Origin of the sequence: Marinobacter daqiaonensis (assembly GCF_900115285.1) — a bacterium.
GTDB classification, from domain to species: domain Bacteria; phylum Pseudomonadota; class Gammaproteobacteria; order Pseudomonadales; family Oleiphilaceae; genus Marinobacter; species Marinobacter daqiaonensis.
Window position 1 is genome coordinate 72,757 of the sequence record NZ_FOYW01000003.1, and the last position, 22,257, is coordinate 95,013.

Here is a 22,257-nt window from a genome sequence, read left to right on the forward strand (position 1 = left end):
GGATCCTGCCCTTTTCCCGCTACCTGCTATTCTTGAAGCTGTCTGTTTTTAAGAACAGTCATGAAAGCTCTGTGGATGGAAGAGGTTATGGGAACAAGGAAAAGGCCTGGGCTGAATCCGGCGGCATTGCTGCCATTGGTGTTCGCTGGTGCGGTAAACGCGCAGGAGGAAGGCAGGGAAACTTTGGACACCCTTCCCGACATCACTGTCTCCGCTCCCCGCCTGGAGCGGGACATCTACGCTACCCCGGCGGCGGTTTCCACCCTGAACCAGCGGGAGATCCGCCGGGGCGAGCAGGGCGTCCGGCTGGATGAGTCGCTGGAAACGGTACCGGGCCTGTATATCCAGAACCGAAACAACTTCGCCCAGGGGCAGCGCATCTCCATCCGGGGCTTCGGGGCACGGGCGCCCTTCGGGATCCGTGGGCTGCACATCCGCGTGGATGGCATCCCCTACACTCTGCCGGATGGCCAGGCCCAGATCGACTCGGTCGACCTGGCCGGCGCGAGGCAGATCGAGGTGATCCGGGGGCCTTCGTCGGTGCTTTACGGCAATGCCGCCGGCGGTGTCATCGACATCACCACCACCGATGGCCGCTATATCCGTCAGTCGCCGGTTATCGGATTGCAGGCTGGCAGTCATGGTCTGCGGCAGGTCAACCTGCAGGCCGGGGGCGAACAGGGTGACTGGCATTATTACGCCAGCGGAACCGCGCTCCATTCCGATGGCTACCGGGACCAGAGCGAGGTGGAGAAGTACCTGCTCAACAGCAAGCTCGGTTACCGCCTGGATAATGATCGGTCCGTGTCGGTGCTGTTGAATCTGCTGGACACCCCCAAGGCCGAGGATCCCGGCGGCCTGACCCGGGAGGCCGCCGAGGAGGATCCGAGCCAGGCCTGGCGGTTCTCCCGGTTACTGGATGCCGGCCAGAGCGTGGAACAACAGCTGGTGGGCGCCCACTACCGTGACGGGGACTTCGCCGCTGGCGCCGTTGATGTCAGGGCATTCTACAGTTGGCGGGACTTTGAGCAGCAGCTGCCGTTCCCGGGACCGAGCCTGATCAACTATCAGCGGGACTATTTTGGTGGGGGCCTTGAATACAGCCGGGACACCGAACTGGCAGGCCGTCCACTGACCTGGGTGACCGGGCTGGATCTGGGCTGGCAGCAGGATGATCGCGGTCGCCGGTCCGTGGATGCCGATGGCAACATCACCGGTGTCACCGCTGACGAGTACCAGCAGGCCCAGAGTACCGGTGTCTTCCTGCAGGGCGAGTGGTTACTGACTAACGCTGTCGCACTGAGTGGGGGCGTCCGCCATGACCGGGTCGCGCTCGAAATCGATGACGATTTCCTGGCCGATGGCAGCGAAGACAACGGTGAGCGCACCTTCCGGGAGTGGTCCGGCAGCATCGGCCTGAGCTTTCGCTACCGGCCCAGCCACCAACTCTATGCCACCGTTGGCAACGCCTTTGAGACGCCCACCTTCACCGAGTTCGCGCGCCCGGATGGCGGCGGCGGTTTCAACCCGAATCTCGAACCCCAGCAGGCCTGGAACTACGAAGTGGGTGCCCGGGGGCTCTTCGATAATGGCGTGGAGTACGAGCTGGCCCTGTTCTCGGCGAACGTCGAAGACGAGCTCGTACCCTTTGAAAACTCCGATGGCCGAACTTTTTTTGAGAACGCGGGGCGCACCTCCCGGGATGGCATAGAGGCCGGTATCCGGTGGCCGTTCCACAGCGCCTGGACCGCAACCAGCAGCGTGACCTGGGCGCGGTACCGGTTCGACCGTTTTGAGGAGGAGGGCGATGACCTCTCCGGTAACGAGCTGCCCGGCCTGCCGGGTGTTCTCTGGCACGGCGGTCTCGCCTGGCAGGGGCTGGGGGGCCGCTTTGCGGAGGTTGGTGCACACTATGAGGGAGACTTCTACGCCGACAATGCCAATACCGAGTCGGTGGACAGCCACTGGCGCTTCGACTTCAAGGTTGGCGATAGCTGGCGCCTGGGAGGGGATAACAGTCTCGACCTGTACGCCGGTGTCCGCAACCTGCTGGATGAGGAATACTTCGAGAACGTCCGGGTCAACGCCAACTTCGATCGGTATTACGAACCGGCGGCGGGCCGAACGTTCTATGCAGGCATCGAACTGGGCTTTTAGGCACTCCAGTCAGGCCGTTGCACAAAAGTCTGACGGCTTGAGGGGTGGCGGGGGTTTTCGCAGCAGGGCCAGGGATGGCCCGGAGCAAGGCGGGCGCCAGGGAAGGCCCCTGAATTGCGGCGAAGAAAGCCCCCGCCACCCCTCAAGCCAGCCCCCAAGCTTCAGCTACACTCCCCGTAACCCAGTCAGCCCCGAATTCAGGCCGCCACCGTCAGCTGGTTCCGTCCGTTCGCCTTGGACTTGTACAATGCCTTGTCAGCCCGCCTGATCAGCTTCTCGGGATCCACGTGGGAGGCGTCCGCGGTAACCAGACCAAGACTGACGGTGACCCCGAGGATCTCGTCATCAACCCGCACCTGATGTCGTTCAATGGCCTTGCGGATCCGCTCCGCCACCATGGCCGCTTCCTCCTTCCCGGCGCCGGGAAGAATGAGTACCATTTCCTCCCCGCCATAACGGGCGGCCGTATCGTTCTCCCGGGAGTTCGCCTTGATCAGGTCAGCCACTTCACGCAGCACCTGGTCTCCGAGCTGGTGACCCCAGGTGTCATTGAACTGCTTGAAATGGTCGATATCCAGCAGCACCAGGGACATCTCCCGGTCATAGCGGGCCACGCTCGCCAGTTCCTGCCGCAGCATATTCTGGAAGTAGTCGTGGTTGAAAAGGTTGGTCAGCCCATCCACCGCCGCCTTCCGGGACAGCTCCAGACGACCGGCCGCCGCCACGGCGATGATCTCCAGTGCGCCTATTCTCGCCTCCGTGAAACAGTTGCTGATGTGATTGTTTTCCAGGTACAGCAGGCCAGTGAGGGCCCTGTCCTTGCCCTTGCCGATGGCAATGGGCAGGCAGAGAATCGAGCGCACCCGCTCCCGCAGGATATATTCCTCGCGGTCGAGTCCGGGCACGCCGCTGTTGACGGCCAGGGCGTCGGCAACCACAACGCTCTCCATGGTCCGGCTGACGTAATTGATGGTGGCCTGGGAGACGGATTCGCACTGTTCGAGCGGGGAAGACTGCAGGATGACGGTTTCCTGGAGGTCCACGGAAGCCTCCGCCTCGATGCGTAGCCTGCCGTCGCCGTCCCGCAGTGCGAGGACTCCCCGCTGCGCACCAGCGAACTCCATGGCAATGTCGATGATGGCCGCCACCATCCGGCTGTGGATCTGCTCGTCGGCGATGGCCCTCAGGGCCTTCATCAGCGACGTCATGTCCACCTCAGCCATGGCCATGGCCCGGGTGCCGGCCAGGGTTACGGAGCGCCGTTCGCCGGCCTGGTCGGGATAGAGCTGTTCCAGTTGTCGCACCTTGGCGATCGCGCCCCATCGCTGGTAGAGATCCCGCGCCTTTGCGAGGTAGGGCATGGCGATGGTGATGCGGCCTGCGTTCATGTGCATCCGACCACACAGTTCACTGGCCAGAGCCTGCTCACTCAGGAAGCCGTGTTCACGTGACAGCTCGATAGACCTGTCGAACGCCTCGTGGGCTTCAAACTCCCTGCCCTCGACCCTGAGCAGCTCCGCCTTGCATAACTCGTGCTTGTTAGGCGTATTGAACGGGTCCGTCTTTCGTCGCCGGGCCATGGCCCGGAGCTCCTTCCGGACCCCCTTGACCAGCTTCCGGGCCTGCCGGGAACCCTTGCTGTTGCCTGCACTGCGCAGGTACACGAGTACCGCTATAAAGGATGTCCAGCGCCCCCCGTAGAAACCCTGAACGCCGGACACCGTGGACCCCATGTGCTCGGCGATTTCCTGTGCCCGGTGGGTTCCGGTGTCGTCACCGAACAGGTAGCTCAGGTACATACTCCTGGCAAGCACCTGGTCTGAAAGGGCGAAGTCCTTGGCGGCCTGATGCCGGGGCAGCATCTCATCGATGTTGTAATGTTCGCCCACCAGCCTGGCGGGATTCCGGGACAGGCCCCGGAGGTTTTGCAGCATCTGAAGCCGGGAATCCTGGTGGTACAGCATGGCCCCCATATGAAGTGCCCGGAACTCGGCAAGATGATGGCTGGTGAGGTTTTCAATTCGCGACAGCTCCTCACCAGCGGCGAACATGGACTCTTCCAGGATGTTGGAGGCATGCACGGCATACTCGAAATCGCCATTGTCCATGCAGTACCGGGCCCCCAGCCGGAGACTCTCGTAGGTGTTCTGGAGGGGTTCCTTCCAGTGCTGGATCACGGACCCGTAAAGATGCTGGGCGCGCCCCCGGCGGCTGTTGAACCGGTCGCTCAGCTCAATGCCCAATCTGCCCAGCGCAACCCCGGTATCGGGATCGTTCATGGACTCGGCAAACATCATGCCGATAATGGAAAAGGCGGTGGTGGTTTCCGGGCTGTGGCCATGATCCAGGGAGATCTCGGCACCTTTGAGGCACAGCAATGGCAACAGCATCGGCTCCGCGAACATAGCCGCGCTGCCGATACTGGCCCCGATACGACAGGCGGCCCGGTGCTCGGGAGACGTCATGTCCGGCAGATCCTTCACCGTTGCCAGGTTCAGTGTCTTCAGGCGGCTCCTGAACTTCAGGAAACGGAGCACAACCTGGAACTTCTTCGGATGACGGTTGTAACGATGACCCAGTTTGTTCAGCAGCGGCAGCGCGATATCGATCGCCTTTTCCAGTTCTCCCTGGGTGATGCAATGGCCGATCTCGATTTCATGGAAGGTGACCCGGCTGAGGAGGTCGCGGGCGTTCGCCAGGCCGGAATCAACAAAAATTCTCAGGGCCCGGTGATCGCCAATGTGGGCGGCGGCCTCCGCGGCGGCCCCGAAGGCGCTCAGGGCCAGGGCATAGTCATTCTCCCAGGGACGGTCGCCAAGCAGCAGGATGGCGCGCTGGAAATGACTGTAGGCAATGGGATAAGACGCGGCCTGCCTGGCCCGGTGACCGGCTTCCAGGTTGAGGCGGCAGAGCTCGCGTTTTTCTTCCGGGTCGTCAATGAGTGCGGACGCCGTATTCAGGTGTGTGACAATGGAGAACAGGCCGTCCTTGCGGTCCGCCGCATTGAGGTTGCGCAGCATTTGTCGGCCGATCTCGAGATGCGCCGCCAGACGTGTGCGCTCGTCCACCAGGTTGTAGGCGGTCTCCTGGATCCGGTCGTGGTTGAAGGCAAACTGGACCGTGATCCTGCCGGCATCCGTGCTCTGTTCCACCTCGGTAAGCTGGTAGGCATCACGGATGGGTGTTATCAGCCCCTCAAGAATCGGCTCATGGAGCGCCTCGGCCACTTTGGCGGGCGACATCTCCGCAATCAGCGACAGAACTGACAGGGAAAAGCGGTTACCGGCGCAGGAGGCGAGTCGCAGGAGTCTCAGGCTCGTTTCCGGTAACCGTTCCAGTTTGCGGGTCATCAGCTGGGCGACATTGTCTGTTATCTGCTGCTGGGTCAGGGTGGCAATGTCCCAGACCCAGCGGCCCTGCATCGGGTCGAAAGTGATGTTGCCCCGGCTGTGCTGGTCCTTGAGAAATTCCTCCACAAAAAAAGGATTTCCCTCCGTTTTCTGATGGATTATCCGGGCCAGGGGCTCCACCTCGGTATGGCTGGTCATCAGGGTATCCGCCAGCAGCCGGCAGATATCCGGTACGGCAAGCGGTCCGAGGTCAATGTGGGTCAGGAAGACATCGGCGTCCTGCATCTGCTGGAGGGCTTTGAGCAGGGGGTGGTCCGGCGTTACCTCGTTGTCCCGGTAGGCGCCGACCACCAACAGACGGTCCCCTTCGATCTGGTCCACCAGCAGGTCAGCCAGCCGCATGGTACTGCTGTCGGCCCACTGCAGGTCATCCAGTACCAGTACCAGGGGGTGATCCGCCTGGCTGAACACCCGGATAAAGTTGAACAGGGTCAGGCGAAAGCGTTGTTCAGCCTCGGTTGCTCCCGCCGGGGAAACGGGCGGCTGAGGCCCCATGATCAGCTCCAGCTCCGGCAGCAGTTCAGTCATCAGGGCGCCGTTGGGCCCAAGGGCGTCCTCCAGCCTGCCTTTCCAGTAGGCGAGCCGGTCATTGCTCTCCGTGAGTATCTGTTGCACCAGGTCTCTCAGGGCCACCACCAGGCCGCTGTAGGGAATGTCCCGCTGTACCAGGTCGAACTTTCCCGAAATAAAGTAGCCCCGCCGCGCAGTGACGGGCTTGTGCAGCTCATTGATCAGGCTGCTTTTGCCAATCCCGGAACGGCCGGCCACCAGGGCCAGGGATACCTGGTCGTAGGCGGCTTCAAAGGCCGCGAGCAGTTCCGCAACCTGTTTTTCCCGACCATAGAGGCGCTGGGGAATCCGGAAATGATCAGGAATATCCCGGCGTGCCAGGGGAAAGTCCGCTATGGCGGCGGTGGCGTTGAGCTGTCGATAGCACTCCCTCAGGTCGTGGAGCAGCCCGGTGGCACTCTGGTAGCGCTGTTCCGCGGTCTTCGAGAGGAGTTTCATGATCAGGTCGGACAGGACCCGGGGGATGTTGCTGTTCAGGTCCGCGGGCGCCACGGGTGTTCGGGCAATGTGGCAGTGGAACCACTCGATGGGGGACTCGGCGGTAAACAGCGGACGTCCGGTTACCAGTTCGTAGAGGGTCGCTCCCAGGGAGTAGAAGTCTGACCGGGAGTCCACGGAGCGGTTCATGCGCCCGGTCTGCTCAGGCGACATGTATCCAGGCGTACCAGGCACCGATGTGGCGGCCATCATGGTCGCCTGTTCGGTGGTGTAGCGGGAGGCAATGCCGAAATCCACCAGGCGAATGGCACTGGTTTTGGGGTTGACGATGATATTGGCCGGATTGACGTCCTTGTGGATGATGCCGGCCCTGTGAACATTCCTCAGGGCCGTGGTGATGGCAACGGCAACGCCCACGCAGGCCTTCAGGGCCGGTCGCCGGTGGGCAAACAGGTGATCCAGGGACTGGCCGCCAATGTCCTCCAGGACCAGGGCCGGCAGGTCCTGGATACGGGTCTGCTGGTGGAGAGCAATGATATTGTCCCCCGCCAGCTCCGCGAGCACCTCGGCTTCATGGAGCAGCATGGCGATGTTTTCACGGCTGGCCTGGTCCGGCCTCAGGGTCTTGATGATGACCGGCTGCTGGTCGGACTCGCGGGTTGCCCGGTAGATCCGGGTGGCGCCGCCGTCGGCAATCTGCTCCCCCAGGCGGTAGCCAGCCGGAGAGTCGATGGGGGTGTGGGAGGCCTTGGTGCTCACCGCCATGGTGTGCGCTCTCCTGTACTGTTCCGGGTTTGCTGATATGTGTGATTATTATGTTCTTTTGTGGTGGGCAAACCTGTAAAGAAAAGTAACATATAACTTGGTAACTAAACTGTCTACCAGCCCACGAATCCGGCATTTCGGGCCATGGGGTTGAAGTCCCGCCAATCGGTGCAATAGTTAATGAGGATTTCCCCGAAACAGACTTACCGGGCACCCTTCCGTACATCATAGACAGTTTCTTCGGTTCGGGAGGCCATGTACCGGCGGCCGGTTTCGAGCCTGCATGCATCCGACGATCACTCAGAAGGAGGCAACCCATGTCGAATGACGGAAGCAGTAACGACAGTTACAACACCCTTTCCAGCCTGGACGTGGATGGCAAGACCTACCACTACTACAGCCTGCCCAAGGCCCAGGAAGGATTGGGTGACCTCAACAGGATGCCCTTCTCACTCAAGGTGCTCACCGAGAACCTGCTACGTTTTGAAGACGGCGAGACGGTGGAGAAAAAGCACCTGGAGGCCATGGCGCAATGGCTGAAGGATCGCCGGTCCGACACCGAGATCCAGTTCCGGCCGGCCCGCGTCCTGATGCAGGACTTCACCGGCGTGCCCGGCGTGGTGGACCTCGCGGCAATGCGCGAAGCCGTCGAGAAGGCAGGCAAGGACCCGGCCATTATCAATCCCCTCTCCCCCGTGGACCTGGTTATCGACCACTCGGTGATGGTGGACAACTTCGGCGACTCGTCCGCATTCAGGGACAATGTCACCATCGAGATGGAGCGCAACCAGGAGCGCTACGAGTTTCTGCGTTGGGGGCAGCAGGCCTTCGACAATTTCAGTGTGGTGCCACCGGGTACCGGCATCTGTCACCAGGTGAACCTGGAGTACCTCGGCCGGACGGTCTGGAGCAAGGAGCAGGGGGGTAAAACCTTCGCCTACCCCGATACGCTGGTGGGTACTGATTCCCATACCACCATGATCAATGGGCTGGGTATCCTCGGCTGGGGCGTGGGCGGCATTGAGGCCGAGGCCGCCATGCTCGGCCAGCCCGTCTCCATGCTGATCCCCGAGGTGGTGGGCTTCAAGGTCACCGGCAAGCTCCGGGAGGGCATCACCGCCACCGACCTGGTCCTCACCGTTACCGAAATGCTCCGCAAGAAAGGGGTCGTGGGGAAGTTCGTGGAATTCTATGGCGACGGCCTCAAGGACATGCCAGTGGCGGACCGGGCCACCATCGCCAACATGGCGCCCGAATACGGCGCAACCTGTGGCTTCTTCCCGGTGGACGAACAGACCATCAGGTACATGCGCCTGACCGGTCGTGAGGAGCACCAGCTCGAGCTGGTGGAAGCCTATGCCAGAGCCCAGGGACTATGGCGTGAACCGGGCCACGAACCGATCTATAGCGACACCCTGGAACTGGATATGGGTGAGGTGGAAGCCAGCCTCGCCGGGCCCAAGCGGCCCCAGGACCGGGTCGCCCTGAGGAACATGAAGTCCTCTTTTGAGCTGCTGATGGAGACCGCCGAGGGCCCCAACGGCCAGCGCAAGGACAAACTGGAGTCCGAAGGCGGACAAACGGCAGTGGGGATCGACGACAGCTTCGAGCACCATGCCAGCCAGCACGGAGAGCTTGAAGGCGAGAAATTCCGCCTGGATCCCGGCGCGGTGGTGATCGCCGCCATCACGTCCTGCACCAACACCTCCAACCCCAGCGTGATGATGGCCGCCGGCCTCATCGCCCGCAAGGCGGTTGAAAAGGGACTGACCACCAAGCCCTGGGTAAAGACCTCTCTGGCGCCTGGTTCCAAGGTGGTAACCGACTACCTGAAAGTGGCCGGTCTTGACGATGATCTGGACAAGCTGGGCTTCAACCTGGTGGGCTACGGCTGCACCACCTGTATCGGCAACTCCGGCCCGCTGCCGGAAGCGGTGGAAAAGGCCATTTCCGAGGGGGATCTCACGGTAGCCTCGGTACTCTCCGGCAACCGCAACTTCGAGGGCCGGGTTCACCCGATGGTGAAAACCAACTGGCTGGCCTCGCCGCCTCTGGTGGTGGCTTTCGCCCTGGCGGGCAACGTCCGTCTGGATCTCACCAAAGAGCCACTGGGCAAGGATAAAGATGGCAACCCGGTCTACCTGAAGGACCTGTGGCCTTCCCAGGCCGAAATCGCCGAGGCGGTGGAAAAGGTCAAGACGGACATGTTCCGCAAGGAATATGCCGAAGTCTTCGACGGCGATGAGACCTGGCAGGCTATCAAGGTGCCCCAGAGCAAGGTATACGAGTGGTCCGACAAGTCCACCTACATCCAGCATCCGCCCTTCTTCGAGGGCCTCGGACCGGAGCCGGACGACATCAGCGATATCAGGGACGCCCATATCCTGGCCCTGCTGGGGGACTCGGTAACCACTGACCATATTTCCCCGGCCGGCTCCTTCAAGGCCGACACCCCCGCCGGCAAGTACCTGCAGGAGCACGGTGTCGAGCCGAAGGATTTCAATTCCTATGGCTCCCGTCGGGGCAACCACGAGGTCATGATGCGGGGCACCTTTGCCAATGTGCGCATCAGGAACGAGATGCTGGATGGTGTCGAGGGTGGCTTTACCCGGCATGTGCCTTCCGGAGAACAGATGCCCATCTATGATGCCGCCATGAAGTACCAGAAGGATGACACGCCGCTGGTGGTCATCGCCGGCAAGGAATACGGCACCGGTTCAAGCCGGGACTGGGCCGCCAAGGGCACCCGCCTGCTGGGGGTGAAAGCCGTGGTGGCGGAATCCTACGAGCGGATCCACCGCTCCAACCTGATCGGCATGGGGGTCATGCCCCTGCAGTTCCCGGAGGGCGTGGATCGCAAGAGCCTGAAGCTTACCGGCGAGGAAACCATCAGCATTGAGGGGCTCTCCGGCGATATCCAGCCGGGGCAGACCCTGAAAATGACGGTCACCTACAAGGATGGCAGCACCGAAACCTGCGACCTGAAGTCACGGATCGATACCGCCAACGAGGCGGTCTACTACCGCCACGGCGGCATCCTGCACTACGTGGTGCGGGAGATGATCAAGGCGGCCTGAGGCCGCTTGTGCCGTCGGCAGCTGTTCAGGGCTTTCGGCCAGGCCCTGAACAGCCCAGTCTATTAATGCATCACCAGACGGGAGATCAGTCCGGAGCGTCACCGCTTCGGGCGTTCCCGGGCCCTTCCATCGCAATCGGGTCGGACCGGTTTTCACTGGCGCCCACTATCGCGTAAGCTTGGGGATAACTTTGTGATTGGATCCCGAGTCGAAGCCCGATGTCGTCAATCAAGTCCCGCGATGAAATCAAGACCAGACTGAACCTGGAGACCTCCCGTATTGCCTGGCGGGAGCTGCAGACCTATTACGCCCGTGGCAATGTGGTCCGGGTGGCGCCCGAACTGGACCTGCTGAACGTGGCGGCGGAGCTGGCTGCTGACAACAAGGCCCAGTTCCAGCACTGGCTGAGCCAGGGGCAGGTAGGTGATGTCAGTCCGGATCTGGCGCGGGCATGGTACGATCGTCAGGCAGAGGTGTGGGCCGTGGTTGTGGCGCCTTGGGTCCTGGTCCAGGACCGTAACGATCCGGGGCTGCATTGAGAGCATTATGAAACTTCACTATTTCCACGGTCGTAGCCCCCTCAGATCCCTGGTGTTGACGCTGGACCATCGGCGTGTAGAGCTCCATGTCAAGAAAGTGGACTCGGACGTCTGGTCACTGGTGGCCATGATCGGGAGCGAACAGGGCCACCCGGACACCTCCCGCTGTCAGGGGCCCTACCGCAGCCAGGAAAAAGCGGAAGCGGCCCTGCGCAGTGCCACCGGCAGTCTTCTGGAGAAAGGCTACGAGCCCCGCCGCGATATGACGCCACAGTGGTCGGTCTGCGCCCAGCGGATGGCCAGGGATATCCGGGAGCAGGGCAAAGCGAATTCAGGCCAGTATGTGTTTGACTCGGGTCTGTTTGAACCCTCCTCCTGAAACCTTTCCTTTCGTCACAGTCTGACACGAGGTTTTCATGCTCGCCGGTGCCCTGCTGATCCTGGTGCCCCTGTTCCTGGGTTTTGCCATTCCGCTGTACTATCGCCCTCTGGTAACGGTCGTTCATCACAGCGTCGAGGTGCTGGTGTATTTTATCCTGGCACTACTGGGCATCGGCCTTGGCCAGATGCCGGGGCTGGGCCAGCAACTGGCCGCCATGGCGGGCCAGGTGGCCATTCTGGTGACGGGATTGCTGGCGTTGAACATGATGGGTCTGTGGCTGTGGCACCGCTGGCAACCGATGAGCGCTGATATCGCCGCCACAGCAAGTACCTCCAGCTACCGTCGTCTGTTCCTGGCGGCTGCCAGACCCCTCGCTGCGGTTCTTGCCGGGCTGCTGGCGGGTTATTTTCTGCTACCGGATCTTGCCTGGGTGGAAGATCTTGCCACCTGGTCACTGATGCTGCTGCTGTTCCTTATCGGGCTGCAGCTGCGCAACGCCGGGCTGTCGTTGCGGCGTCTGTTGCTGAACCGGCAGGGCCTGGGTATCGCCCTGGCACTCGGGGCCAGCTCTCTGGTCGCGGGCGTTCTGCTGACACCGTTACTCGGCGTTCCACTGTTTCAGTCCCTGGCCCTGGCTTCCGGTTTTGGCTGGTACTCGCTGTCGGGCATTGTGATTGGTGATGCCCTCGGTCCGGCCTGGGGCGGGGTGGCGTTCCTCAACGATGTCATTCGCGAAATCATTGCCCTGGCAATCATTCCCATGGTGATCAGCCGGCGCCCGGCAATGGCCATCGGCTATGGTGGTGCCACGGCCATGGACTTCACCCTGCCTGTGATCCGCAGCAGTGGTGGACTCAACTGTGTGCCGGTGGCCATTGCCTCCGGCTTTATCCTCTCCTTTCTGTCGCCGGTGCTGATGGGGCTTTTTCTGGCGCTGGCTGGGGGCACGATTCCGTCCTGACTTTCCGTAGTCCTGCTACTGATGATCGGCTTCCATCGCTGCCTTCCTGAGCCAGACCCGTCGCAACAATTCTTCACCATCAGTAACGATCCATTGCTGCAAGTTTTCGTAAAAGCGTGACATCTTATTGGAAAGGCAGCCGTTAAACGGTGGGTCTTGCTGTTACCGGGTGGATGCTGACGATTGAATACCCATACCCTGAAGTTCTCCCTGCCACGGCGGCTGCTGGCGACGGCCTTCGTGCTGCTGATAGCGGCTGCGGTCCTGGCACTGCCCTGGCTGCCAGCGGTGATGGATCGTGACGATTTTTACGGCCTTCGGGTCGATCTTCCCGCCGAACCGTTGCCGGGTCCCGGCGGCGAGCCGCTGACTACGCCCGAGGGCAGTCTGGATGTGGTGTTTTTTGGCTTCCAGCACTGCAACTCGGTCTGTCCCGCCCGGATGCTCAATCTGATGACCCTTCATCGCCGACTATCCTCTGCTCCGGTGCGGTTCGTGTTTGTTTCCCTGGACCCGGAGCGGGATAGTGGCGAGTCGCTCGAAAATGCCATGGCCACAATGGGGCCCACCTTCCTGGCGGTGCGTCCGGAAACCGGGCAGCAGGCCAGGCAGCTGGCCAGTCGTTATCACGATTACAGCAGCCGCAACGGCATGGGGGACGGATATGACATCGAGCATTCCGGCCACCTGCATGTTGTCTCCAGCCGGGGGCGGCGGGAGTTGCTCTATACCTCCAGGGAGCTTGATCTCGACCGGGTTGTGGCGGATTTGCGCCAGCTATTGTCATCCGTCCCTGCGGGGACATCGGAGATTGCACTGAATGACCACTGAAAACAATCACGCACACAAGGACGCCTTGCGCACGGATCGCCAGATGTTGTGGATTCTGCTGGCCCATGTGCCGGTGGTTGCCTTCCTGGTGCCATTGGGATTCGGGACCCACGGTTTTGCGATCCTTGCCTCCCTTGTTGTGGGTGGAATCGTGCTTGGCGCCTACCTGTCACTTCGCGGTAGCCGCGGATTCTCACTGGTGGCCGCAGCCGCGCTGATGGGATTTTCCGCGATTATGATCCAGTCCCAGATGGGACGGATCGAGATGCATTTTCACATTTTCAGCGCCCTGGCCCTGGTAATCATCTATCGCGACTGGCTGCCGATACTGGTGGGTGCGGGTGTGATCGCGGTGCATCACCTGGCCCTGACCGGTCTCCAGTTATCCGGCGCTACGCTTGGCGACATGCCCGTAATGATCTACAACTATGGCTGCAGCTGGCCCATCGCTTTCCTTCACGCTGCGTTTGTCGTGTTCGAAGCCGGCATCCTGGTGTTTTTCGCGGTCCGGCTCGGGCGTGAGCGCAGGATAAGCTACGACATGATGGATCTGGTGGGCCGTTTCCGTGATCAGCAGGATCTCAGCGGAAGGATTTCCGATAGCTCGGATGAGAGCGCACAGGCGTTCAACACCATGTTCGGTCAGTTCTCCGTGCTGATCCGGGAGGTGGCGGAGCTTTCCGCCCGCTTGAAAGACAGCGCCGGTTCCCTGAGCCACATGAGTGACACCACCCGGAGTATCCTCGATCAGCAGAGCAGCCAGCTTGATCAGGCCGCATCGGCAACGGAGCAGATGTCCGCCACGGTCCATGAGGTGGCGAGGAATGCCCAGCAGGCCTCGGAGTCTTCCGGTTCAGCCGCTGATGCGGCGCGTCTTGGCCAGCAGCGGGTCAAAGAAGCCGTGACGCTGACTGAGGCAACCGACACATCGATGGAAGAGTCTGCCGGAGCCGTCCAGCAGCTGATGGACAAAGTGAGCTCCATCAGTCGGGTGGTGGGCTCCATCGACGACATTTCCGAGCAGACCAATCTGCTGGCCCTCAACGCAGCCATCGAGGCAGCACGGGCCGGCGAGCACGGCCGTGGTTTCGCGGTGGTGGCGGACGAGGTGCGCAACCTGTCCCGCCGCACCCAGGACTTCACCCGGGAAATCCGGGCCACCGTCGACGCGCTTGCTCAGGGGTCGGAGGGGGCTCTGGCGGCCATTGAGACCGGTCGGACCCGCTCGCGGCGTAACACCGAGGCCATACGAGAGACCGGCGAAGCCATCATTACCATTGAGCGGGCCATCGCGGAAGCGACGGACATGAGTTACCAGATCGCCTCGGCGGCGGAGGAACAGGCGGCGGCCTCGTCCCAGATCAATGCCAGTGTCCAGGGCGTGGCCGGTCAGAATGGCGAGGTACTCCGTGAAGCCAATCAGGTCCGGGAGCTGGCGGTTGGGCTTGAGTCCCTGGTGGAAAGCATGAACCGGCTGGTGGCTGGTTACCGGATCTGAGAGACCCCGGAAGCCGGCAAGAACGTGATACTATCGCGGTCAGATCGGTTGGCAGCCAGGCAGAGTGTTTCTGAGGCCTGGCCGTCGACGCCCGACAATGTGCCTTCACCATCCTGTAACTGACGGTCAGATGAAGCAATGGAAGTACTGATTCTGGATGCGGACGTTCCGATTTCCGAATTGATGGAAACCCTGGTGTCCGGCCTGTTTTCCCGTCCGCGTATCCACAGTTATCGCAGTGTTGCCGATGCCCGCGCCAGCCTGGACGGGATCCGGCCAGACCTGGTCATTACAGAGTGGGACCTGCCTGATGGTCAGGGACTGGATCTTGTGCGGGCGGTCCGTCGCCTTGACCGCGACGTGCCGGTGCTGATGCTGTCCCATCGGGCCGATCGCGACCGTGTAGTGATGGCGGCGAAGTATCGTATCCAGGGTTTTGTGCCAAAGCCGTTCAGCGCCAATGCCATGCAGCAGCGCCTGCAGGCCCTGTTGCCTCAACACCGCGCTGCCGGCCCCGAGCAGAGCTTCGAGGCCATGTTGCGCAAGGCCAGCGAGACCCAGGTCTACCTGCCCATGGAGATGGATCCCGCCAGTGTCATGGCGCTGATCGAGCAGGCGGATTTCCTGTCGGCGGCCGATCTGTTCCGGGAGTGGCGCAACGAAGCCGCGCTGACCGCCCGCCTGCTTGATGTGGCCAACAGCAGTGCCTTCCGTCGCTCGGGGGAGCCCTGTGGCAGCCTGCAGGAAGCAGTGCGCCTGCTGGGGGTGCGCATGAGCCTGAACCACGCCCTGGCCCTCTCCCTTGATATTACCCACCGCTTATCCGATCCCTACCTGCGGAAGCTTTCTGAAGAACATACCGGGAAATGCTATGAGCTGGCGGAACTGGCCGCCAGCATGGCGGCCAAGACCGGAGTTGAACCCGTTCCCTGTTATACCGCGGGCCTGCTGCACCGCATCGGTGAACTGGCGGTGATCAGCACCGCCCAGCAATTCATTGCGGCGAACGGTGCTCTGGAGAATGACGATGTGGACCTGGCCCTGCATCAGTGGAGCGGGCCCTTGGGCAACGTACTCAAGGTGGCCTGGCGTTTGCCGCTGCCGCTGCGCAACCTCATTGGCGCCGCCTACCTGTTACCCCGGGGGAGTAGTGAGCGGGATCGGGTACTGATGCGTACCGCCTGGCTGCTGTGCAACAATCTGGAAACTGGCGAAGAGTGCTCACGCCTGTTGGCGCGGCTTGGGCTGGACGCAGCCGGCGCCCGGGCATAACGTTGTCGCAGTATCAGGCCAGGAACCTGCGGGTGTCCAGCCGGTAGTCGTCAGGGTCCACGGCCCGCAGGATCCGGTCCTGCACACCGGGTTTCGAGAGGTCGATGGTCTCCACGGTGATCGGCATTCGGAAGCGGGTGTGGTACATCACCCGCACCACCGGCAGACGCTGGTCGTCTTCATTCCCTTCCACCACGACGCCGAGTCGCCCGCTTTCCAACAAGACCATGGACCCAACCGGGTACATTCCCAGGCAGCGGATGAACTGCCGCACCAGTTTCGGGTCCAGATGGTCGCCACTCCATTCCAGAAGCTTCTTGAGGCCCTGGGTCGGAGTCATGCCCTTGTGGTATACGCGGTCACTGGTGATGGCATCGTACACATCGGCAATGGCGACCATTCGCCCGTAGACGGAAATCTCCTCCCCCTTCAGCCCCTTGGGATAACCGGTTCCATCCATCCGCTCATGATGCTCCGCCGCCGTCAGCACGGAGAGCTCGCCGATGCCATGGGTGGTGGCAAGAATGCTGTGGGAGTGAGCCGCGTGCTGTTTCATGACCTCGAACTCCTCTGCCGTCAGACGCCCGGGCTTGTGGAGGACGTTGTCGGGAGTGAGAATCTTGCCGATGTCGTGGAGCAGGGCGCCGACAATGGTCTGGTGCAGTACGTCGTTGGAGTGCCCGACGGACTTCCCGAAGATTGACATGAGCACACTCAGGTTCACTGAGTGCTCCAGCAGGTAGTTGTCTTTTTCCCGGATGCGACCGAGACAGGCCAGGGCATTGTGATTCCTGAAAATGGAACCCTGCAGGCTGGCGGCCAGCTCGTGGACCGGCGCCAGGTCAATGGCCTTGCCCAGCTTCACGTTCTGCATGACATTGCCCACCAGTCCCTGGGCCTGCTGGTGAATGGCAATGGCGGCGTCCATTTCCTCGCTCATGGCGGCGCGGCGGAACGGTTCCGGCGGCTCTTCGGCTACCCTGCTGAGCCTCTCCTCATTGGCCTGGTCAATGGCCGTCGCAGGCACGCCCTCGGGCGAGTCCAGCCCGCGGGATGTGTCGATATAGACCGTCTGCACGCCCAGGCGACCGATCTTCTCCAGGGTTTCCTCGTTGCGGATGAATCCCTTGCGGCGGTTATTGTTGTGGGGAATCCAGTCGTTGTTGAGGTCGGAGATATACATTCCCACACGCAGGGCGGACAGCGGAATGCGTTTGATCATGGCTACCGGTTCCAGGCAGTGCCGGCGGCGTCAGCCGGCAGGGAAAAAGGTGCGCAGGCTGTTCCGGTAGGTGTGCGACAGCACACTTTCCAGAGGCAGTGCCTTCACCTCGGCAATCTTTTCGGCCACGAAAGGCAGATAGAAGGGCGCGTTCTCACGGCCCCGGTAGGGCACCGGTGTCAGAAAGGGCGAGTCGGTCTCCAGGAGGATCTGCCCGATCGGCGCCATGCGGACAATATCCCGCACATTTTCCGCCTTGTTGAACGTGGTAATACCGTTGAAGCCCAGGCACCAGCCCTGGTCAAGGGCATAGCGAGCCAGGCCGGGGCCGGAGGTGAAGCTGTGGATGACGCCACGCCGCTTGAGGCTGCCTTCGAACTCGGAGAGGATTTCTATGGTGTCCTCGTCGGCCTCGCGGCTGTGGATCACCACGGGCCTGTCCAGATCGGCAGCCACCTGTAACTGGCGGCGGAACACCTCGCGCTGAACGGTCCGGTCCGCATTGTCGTAGAAATAGTCGAGGCCGATCTCCCCGATGGCGACAATCTTGTCGTCGCCGCCATGACTGCGGATCTCGTCCTCGCAGGGATCCGTGTAGGATTCGGCATCGTGGGGATGGATGCCCTGGGTACCGTACAGCCAGGGCTTTTGCTGGCTCAGTTCCCGCACCGTGGCGAGGTTGGCCGGTGACACGGCGATGGTGATCACCCGCTCGATATTGACGCCGCGGGTCGCCGCCAGGGTTTCTTCCAGTGGCCGCTCCTTGAGGTAATCAAGGTGACAATGGGTTTCGATCAGTGGCTGATCAAATACCGGAATGTCGCGCTTCTTTCGACTCATAACTGCTAACCTGAACCTAAAGGCTGTTACTTTAACATCACCGGACCCCGGCCTGATATGGAATCGGGCAATCGCCTCGAAAGTCCGGGCCAATGGTTTCATGGGGGAAAACGACAACAATGGTCGATACGGATGACGCAAAGACCTGGTTCTTCGAGCCCGAGCGCAGGAGTCTGGCAGACTACCCCTGCAAAGTGAACGACAGGCAGGAAGTGCCACCCCTGAAGCCGAGCCTCAAGCGCATAGGAGAGTATCAGCGAAGACTATGGGCCAACGGCCAAAAGGCGGTCCTGCTGATCGTTCACGGTCCCGACGCCTGCGGTAAGGACAGCCTCATACGGACGCTCGCCGCCTACATGGATCCCGCCGGCTTTCGTTCCTGGTCATTCAGTCGTCCCACCGGGCTTGAGGCCGCCCACGACTTCCTGTGGCGCGTGGTGCCTTCCCTGCCGGCGCTGGGTGAGCTGGTGGCGTTCAACCGCAGTCATCACGAAGCCGTGATGGCGGAGAAGCTCTGGCCAGTCAGGGAAGAGTCCCATTATGACTGGCCGGCCCGATACGCGGCGATCCGGGCCTTTGAGCGGCACCTGGTTCAGGAGGGGACCACCATCATCAAGGTGTGGCTCAATGTGTCTCCGGAGAAGCACCGGCACCGCCTGCTGAAGCGACTCGACAAACCCCGTAAACGCTGGAAATTCGACCGCTCGGATGTGGAAGGCTGGGAACGCAGGCACGAGTACCTTTCCGCGGTGGAAGAGGCCATCGCCGCCACTCACACTCCGGAAGCGCCCTGGCTGATTATCCCCGACGACAAAAAGAAGGTGGCACGGGCCCTGATAGCCAGCATCCTGGCGGAACAACTGGAACTGCTTGCCCCGGACTATCCCCCTGAGGATGACGAAGTGCTCGAGCGTTATCGCAAGCTGCTGGAGGTGGACACCTGAATCGCCGACCGGAGCATCCCTGCTCCGGTATTCCGGCGCTCAGACCGCCCGTGCGGCCGCGGCTCCCTGGCGTCGCACAGCCAGCCAGGCCAGTACTACCGCCGGAATGATCAACGCGGCGCTGATCAGTGACAGTTGCAGGTTGCTCAGGGGAACCGGACCGCCCCCCGGGATGGCCAGTAGCAGGCCGCCGATGATCAGGGCCAGGCGGATGGGCCACTGGAACAGCCGGCTGGCGGAGAGGTTGCCTACCCCCAGCAGCCATCCCTGCATGGCGCCGGCGATGAGCAGGACGCCCACCAGCGCCTGGCCAATCACTACAACCACTTCATTCCAGGTGCCCTGGAAGATCAGTGCGGGGTTGAGTACGAACAGGAACGGAATAAAGTAGATCACGCTGCCCAGGCGCATCGCCTGCACACCGGTTTCCATCGGCCGGGAGCCGGCCACGGTGGCGGCGGCAAAGGCCCCCAGTGCCACCGGTGGCGTGATGAAACTCAGCATGCCCCAGTAGAGGATGAACAGATGGACCGCCAGCGGGTCCATGCCGCCGCCGTTGATCAGTGCCGGGGCCAGGGCCACTGCCAGGAAAATGTAGGCGGCGGTGACGGTCATGCCGATGCCCAGGATGAAACTGGTCAGCGCCCCCATCATCAACAGTATCAGGGTATTGCCCCCCGCAAGGAAAATCAGGTCATTGGCAATGGTGCCGGACAGGCCGGTTACCGACAGAGCCCCCACCAGCAGGCCCACACCCGTCAGGATGGCAATCAGCTCCGCGAACAGTTTGCCGGATGCCGAGAAGAAGTCTTTTACCTGCTGCCAGCCCCAGCGCTGATAGGGCAGGATCTGGTTGATTATCAGCAGCAGGGCCGTGGCGTAGAAGGGCGCCGTGGCCTCCCGGCGCAGGAAGAACAGCAGCCAGATCAGCAGCACGAAGACAAAGATGAAGTACCAACCCTCTTTCAGGGTCTGCTTCAGGGAGGGCAGTTCCTCCGCCGGCAGGCCCTTGAGATTGTGTCGTGCCGCGTAGGCATCGATCTGGATGAACAGGCCGAGAAAATAGAGGAAGGACGGAACCACAGCGGCCATGGCGATGGTGCTGTAGGGAATGTTCAGGAATGAGGCCATGATGAAGGCGGTGGCACCCATCACCGGTGGCATCAGAACGCCGCCGGTGGAGGCGCAGGCTTCAACCCCTGCGGCGTAGGACTTGCCGAAACCGACCCGGCGCATGGCGGGAATCGACAGCACACCGGTGGTCAGTACATTGGTGATAACGCTGCCGCTCATGGAACCCATCAGGCCACTGGAAAACACCGCGACCTTGGCGGGCCCGCCACGAACGTGCCCGAGCAGCGCAAAGGCCAGGTTGATGAAGAACTTGCCGCCGCCTGTCTGCTGCAGGGCCACACCGAACAGCAGGAAGCCAATCACCAGGTTGGCGAAGGCCTGCAGCGGGATGCCCATGACACTTTCGCGACTCATGGCGTGGTAGATCGCGGTCTGCTCGGGAGAGGACGGAAAGCCCTGGATCGGCCCCGGCACCATGTCCGCGAAAATCGGGTAGATACTGGCGAGGCCGACGATCACCATTATTGGAAGGCCGCCGGCCCGGCGCACCGCCTCAAGAATCGTGAACCACAGCAGGAAACTCATTACCATGGCGTAATCCGGCGCGGCGTACTCCCAGCCCCGGTCCAGGATCTGCTCGGCGTTGTAGACAAAGAAGCCGCAGATGCCAGTGGTAGCCAGGAACAGGATAATGTCGTACCAGGGAACCCGGTTCCGGGGAGCGGAACGGTTCATGGGCCAGAGGATATAGACAAGTGGCAGCATGAGAGCGACCACGGTATAGAAGAACTGGCTCTCCACCTGGGTAATGAAATTGATGAGCTGGAGGTTGAACAGGTAATCCAGGGTGAGCAGTGTCAGCACCATGGTGGCGACACGGGGCACCCAGAGCCAGAACCCGGAAAGCTGGCGGATGCCGGCAATGTTTTCCCGGGAAGGGGCGTTTTCCTTGGGGGCGGTCATGGAATGTGTGGCTCCGAAATCAGGACAGGGCTCGGAAGAGGGAGGGGCGAACCCCTCCCGTTTTGCTAAGGTATCCCGATCAACGGAAGACCGGGTTCATGCCAGCCGCCTCGAGGGCCTTGGCCCGGGCGTCCATCCAGCCTTTCTTGAAAGCCTCCTCGTCCGACGGCGGGTTGCTGCCGGTGAATTGCTTCCAGGTGTCCGTCAGAACCTGCTGGCGCTCCACCAGCTGGTCCTGATGGGCCTGCATCTCATCGGTCCAGTGGCCGATGTCCTTGTAGTACTCGACCACCTCGTCATGGAACGGAATGACCCATTTCATGTTCTGGTTTTCCAGACTGTAGCCGGCGTTGCCTGGAGCCGCATCCTTGTACTTGTCATAGTCTTCGATAAAGACACGGACCAGGCTGCTGGCGATCTTCGGATCAGCATCGGCGTTCATGACCAGAATCGGGTACGGATAGCTGGCACCAATCCAGGGGTTATCCTTGCCGTAGTCATCGCCGGCGGCGGAGGTGACCTTGTGGGGCTGGAAGTAGGGCGCGACGCTCTGCAGGCGCTCCCAGCCTTCCTTGTCGTCAGGGTCGAGCCGGGGCCAGACGATTCCCCTGGGACTGGCGGCCAGCTGCTGCGCCGGTGGCGCCACGCTCATGGTGAAGCCGGTATCGCTCTGGTCGGCAATGACCCCTTCGAAGGCGCGACCGTAGCCCGGGAACTCAACCCGCTCGACGTCGTCCCAGGTCAGCCCGCCAAAAGCCAAGAACGCTTCCGTACCGATATTCAGGGCATCGTCACCGCGAATCCAGGAAACCCGCTTGCCTTTCAGGTCGGCGGGTGTCTCAACCCCGATGTCGCCGGCAACGGCAACGCCCAGGCCAAAAGAAGCTGTGGAGGTGACGATCACCCGAATGGGTTGTGGTCCCCAGTCGGGACTGGCGAACATCAGCACCCCTTCAGATCCGTAGTAACTCGCTATGCCGCAGGCACATAGTGGTACCCGGCCCGTCTTCAGCGGGGTCATCCGGGAAACGTCATTTTCACCGGGCAGGATTCGAACGGAGGTGCCGTATTCGTTCTGCAACAGGTTGCCAATGGAAACCATCTGGCTATAGCCGGCGGAGCCGGTGCCGTAGGCGGTCATGGCGAGGGTATCGGGAAGGTCCACGCCCTCGGCACTGAACGCCAGGGTGGGGGTAGCGGCTATGGCGACAGCCAGCAGGTGCTGTTTCAGCTTGTGCATCGATCTTATCCTCTTGTTGTCTTTATGATTTGGATATTTTGCCAGGCGAAATATTATTTTGTTTCGCTTTATGA

14 protein-coding genes are annotated in these 22,257 nt (G+C 61.7%); 9 read left to right on the forward strand and 5 right to left on the reverse strand.

Translation table 11 applies throughout. The features are described 5' to 3' along the window. The first annotated feature begins 87 nt into the window (after positions 1 to 87). Entirely contained in the window at positions 88 to 2,157 is a 2,070-nt protein-coding gene (locus BM346_RS15495) for a TonB-dependent receptor family protein (RefSeq protein WP_092015271.1), read from the forward strand. A 197-nt stretch (positions 2,158 to 2,354) separates the two neighbouring features. Here the strand turns inward: BM346_RS15495 and BM346_RS15500 are convergent, their stop codons facing one another. Next, complete coding sequence (locus BM346_RS15500; RefSeq protein ID WP_092015273.1) at positions 2,355 to 7,340, reverse strand: diguanylate cyclase; 4,986 nt, start codon at positions 7,338 to 7,340, stop codon at positions 2,355 to 2,357. Positions 7,341 to 7,657: 317 nt separating this feature from the next. On the opposite strand from BM346_RS15500, the gene acnA reads away from it, so the two are divergent. The 7 genes from acnA (at position 7,658) to BM346_RS15535 (ending at position 15,900) form a co-directional block, all read left to right on the forward strand. Continuing rightward, a complete protein-coding gene (acnA, locus tag BM346_RS15505) occupies positions 7,658 to 10,417 on the forward strand; it encodes an aconitate hydratase AcnA (RefSeq protein WP_092015277.1) in 2,760 nt (919 codons plus the stop codon). A 218-nt stretch (positions 10,418 to 10,635) separates the two neighbouring features. Further along, on the forward strand, positions 10,636 to 10,956 hold the full coding sequence (locus BM346_RS15510) for a DUF2288 domain-containing protein (protein ID WP_092015280.1): 321 nt from the start codon (positions 10,636 to 10,638) through the stop codon (positions 10,954 to 10,956). Positions 10,957 to 10,963: 7 nt separating this feature from the next. Then, positions 10,964 to 11,335 (forward strand): PA4575 family protein, encoded by a 372-nt coding sequence (locus BM346_RS15515; RefSeq protein ID WP_092015283.1) that lies wholly within the window; start codon positions 10,964 to 10,966, stop codon positions 11,333 to 11,335. Between the two features lie 37 nt (positions 11,336 to 11,372). Then, positions 11,373 to 12,299, forward strand: coding sequence for a LysO family transporter (locus BM346_RS15520; RefSeq protein WP_092015286.1), 927 nt, complete (start codon positions 11,373 to 11,375; stop codon positions 12,297 to 12,299). A gap of 183 nt (positions 12,300 to 12,482) precedes the next feature. After that, on the forward strand, positions 12,483 to 13,130 hold the full coding sequence (locus BM346_RS15525; protein WP_092015289.1) for an SCO family protein: 648 nt from the start codon (positions 12,483 to 12,485) through the stop codon (positions 13,128 to 13,130). Beyond that, entirely contained in the window at positions 13,120 to 14,628 is a 1,509-nt protein-coding gene (locus tag BM346_RS15530; protein WP_092015291.1) for a methyl-accepting chemotaxis protein, read from the forward strand. The genes BM346_RS15525 and BM346_RS15530 overlap by 11 nt, the downstream gene beginning before the upstream one ends. A gap of 138 nt (positions 14,629 to 14,766) precedes the next feature. Continuing rightward, complete coding sequence (locus tag BM346_RS15535; RefSeq protein WP_092015294.1) at positions 14,767 to 15,900, forward strand: HDOD domain-containing protein; 1,134 nt, start codon at positions 14,767 to 14,769, stop codon at positions 15,898 to 15,900. Between the two features lie 13 nt (positions 15,901 to 15,913). Here the strand turns inward: BM346_RS15535 and BM346_RS15540 are convergent, their stop codons facing one another. Then, the gene (locus BM346_RS15540) at positions 15,914 to 17,122 is read right to left on the reverse strand and encodes an HD-GYP domain-containing protein (protein WP_092015297.1); all 1,209 of its coding nucleotides are present in this window, start codon (positions 17,120 to 17,122) and stop codon (positions 15,914 to 15,916) included. A 30-nt stretch (positions 17,123 to 17,152) separates the two neighbouring features. Continuing rightward, entirely contained in the window at positions 17,153 to 17,962 is an 810-nt protein-coding gene (locus BM346_RS15545) for a TatD family hydrolase (protein WP_092015300.1), read from the reverse strand. Between the two features lie 119 nt (positions 17,963 to 18,081). On the opposite strand from BM346_RS15545, the gene BM346_RS15550 reads away from it, so the two are divergent. After that, a complete protein-coding gene (locus BM346_RS15550; protein WP_092015303.1) occupies positions 18,082 to 18,906 on the forward strand; it encodes a polyphosphate kinase 2 family protein in 825 nt (274 codons plus the stop codon). Positions 18,907 to 18,945: 39 nt separating this feature from the next. Here BM346_RS15550 and BM346_RS15555 read toward each other — a convergent pair whose 3' ends face one another. Next, positions 18,946 to 20,943, reverse strand: coding sequence for a TRAP transporter permease (locus tag BM346_RS15555; protein ID WP_092015305.1), 1,998 nt, complete (start codon positions 20,941 to 20,943; stop codon positions 18,946 to 18,948). Between the two features lie 79 nt (positions 20,944 to 21,022). Then, positions 21,023 to 22,183 (reverse strand): TAXI family TRAP transporter solute-binding subunit, encoded by a 1,161-nt coding sequence (locus BM346_RS15560; RefSeq protein WP_092015308.1) that lies wholly within the window; start codon positions 22,181 to 22,183, stop codon positions 21,023 to 21,025. Positions 22,184 to 22,257: the final 74 nt, after the last annotated feature.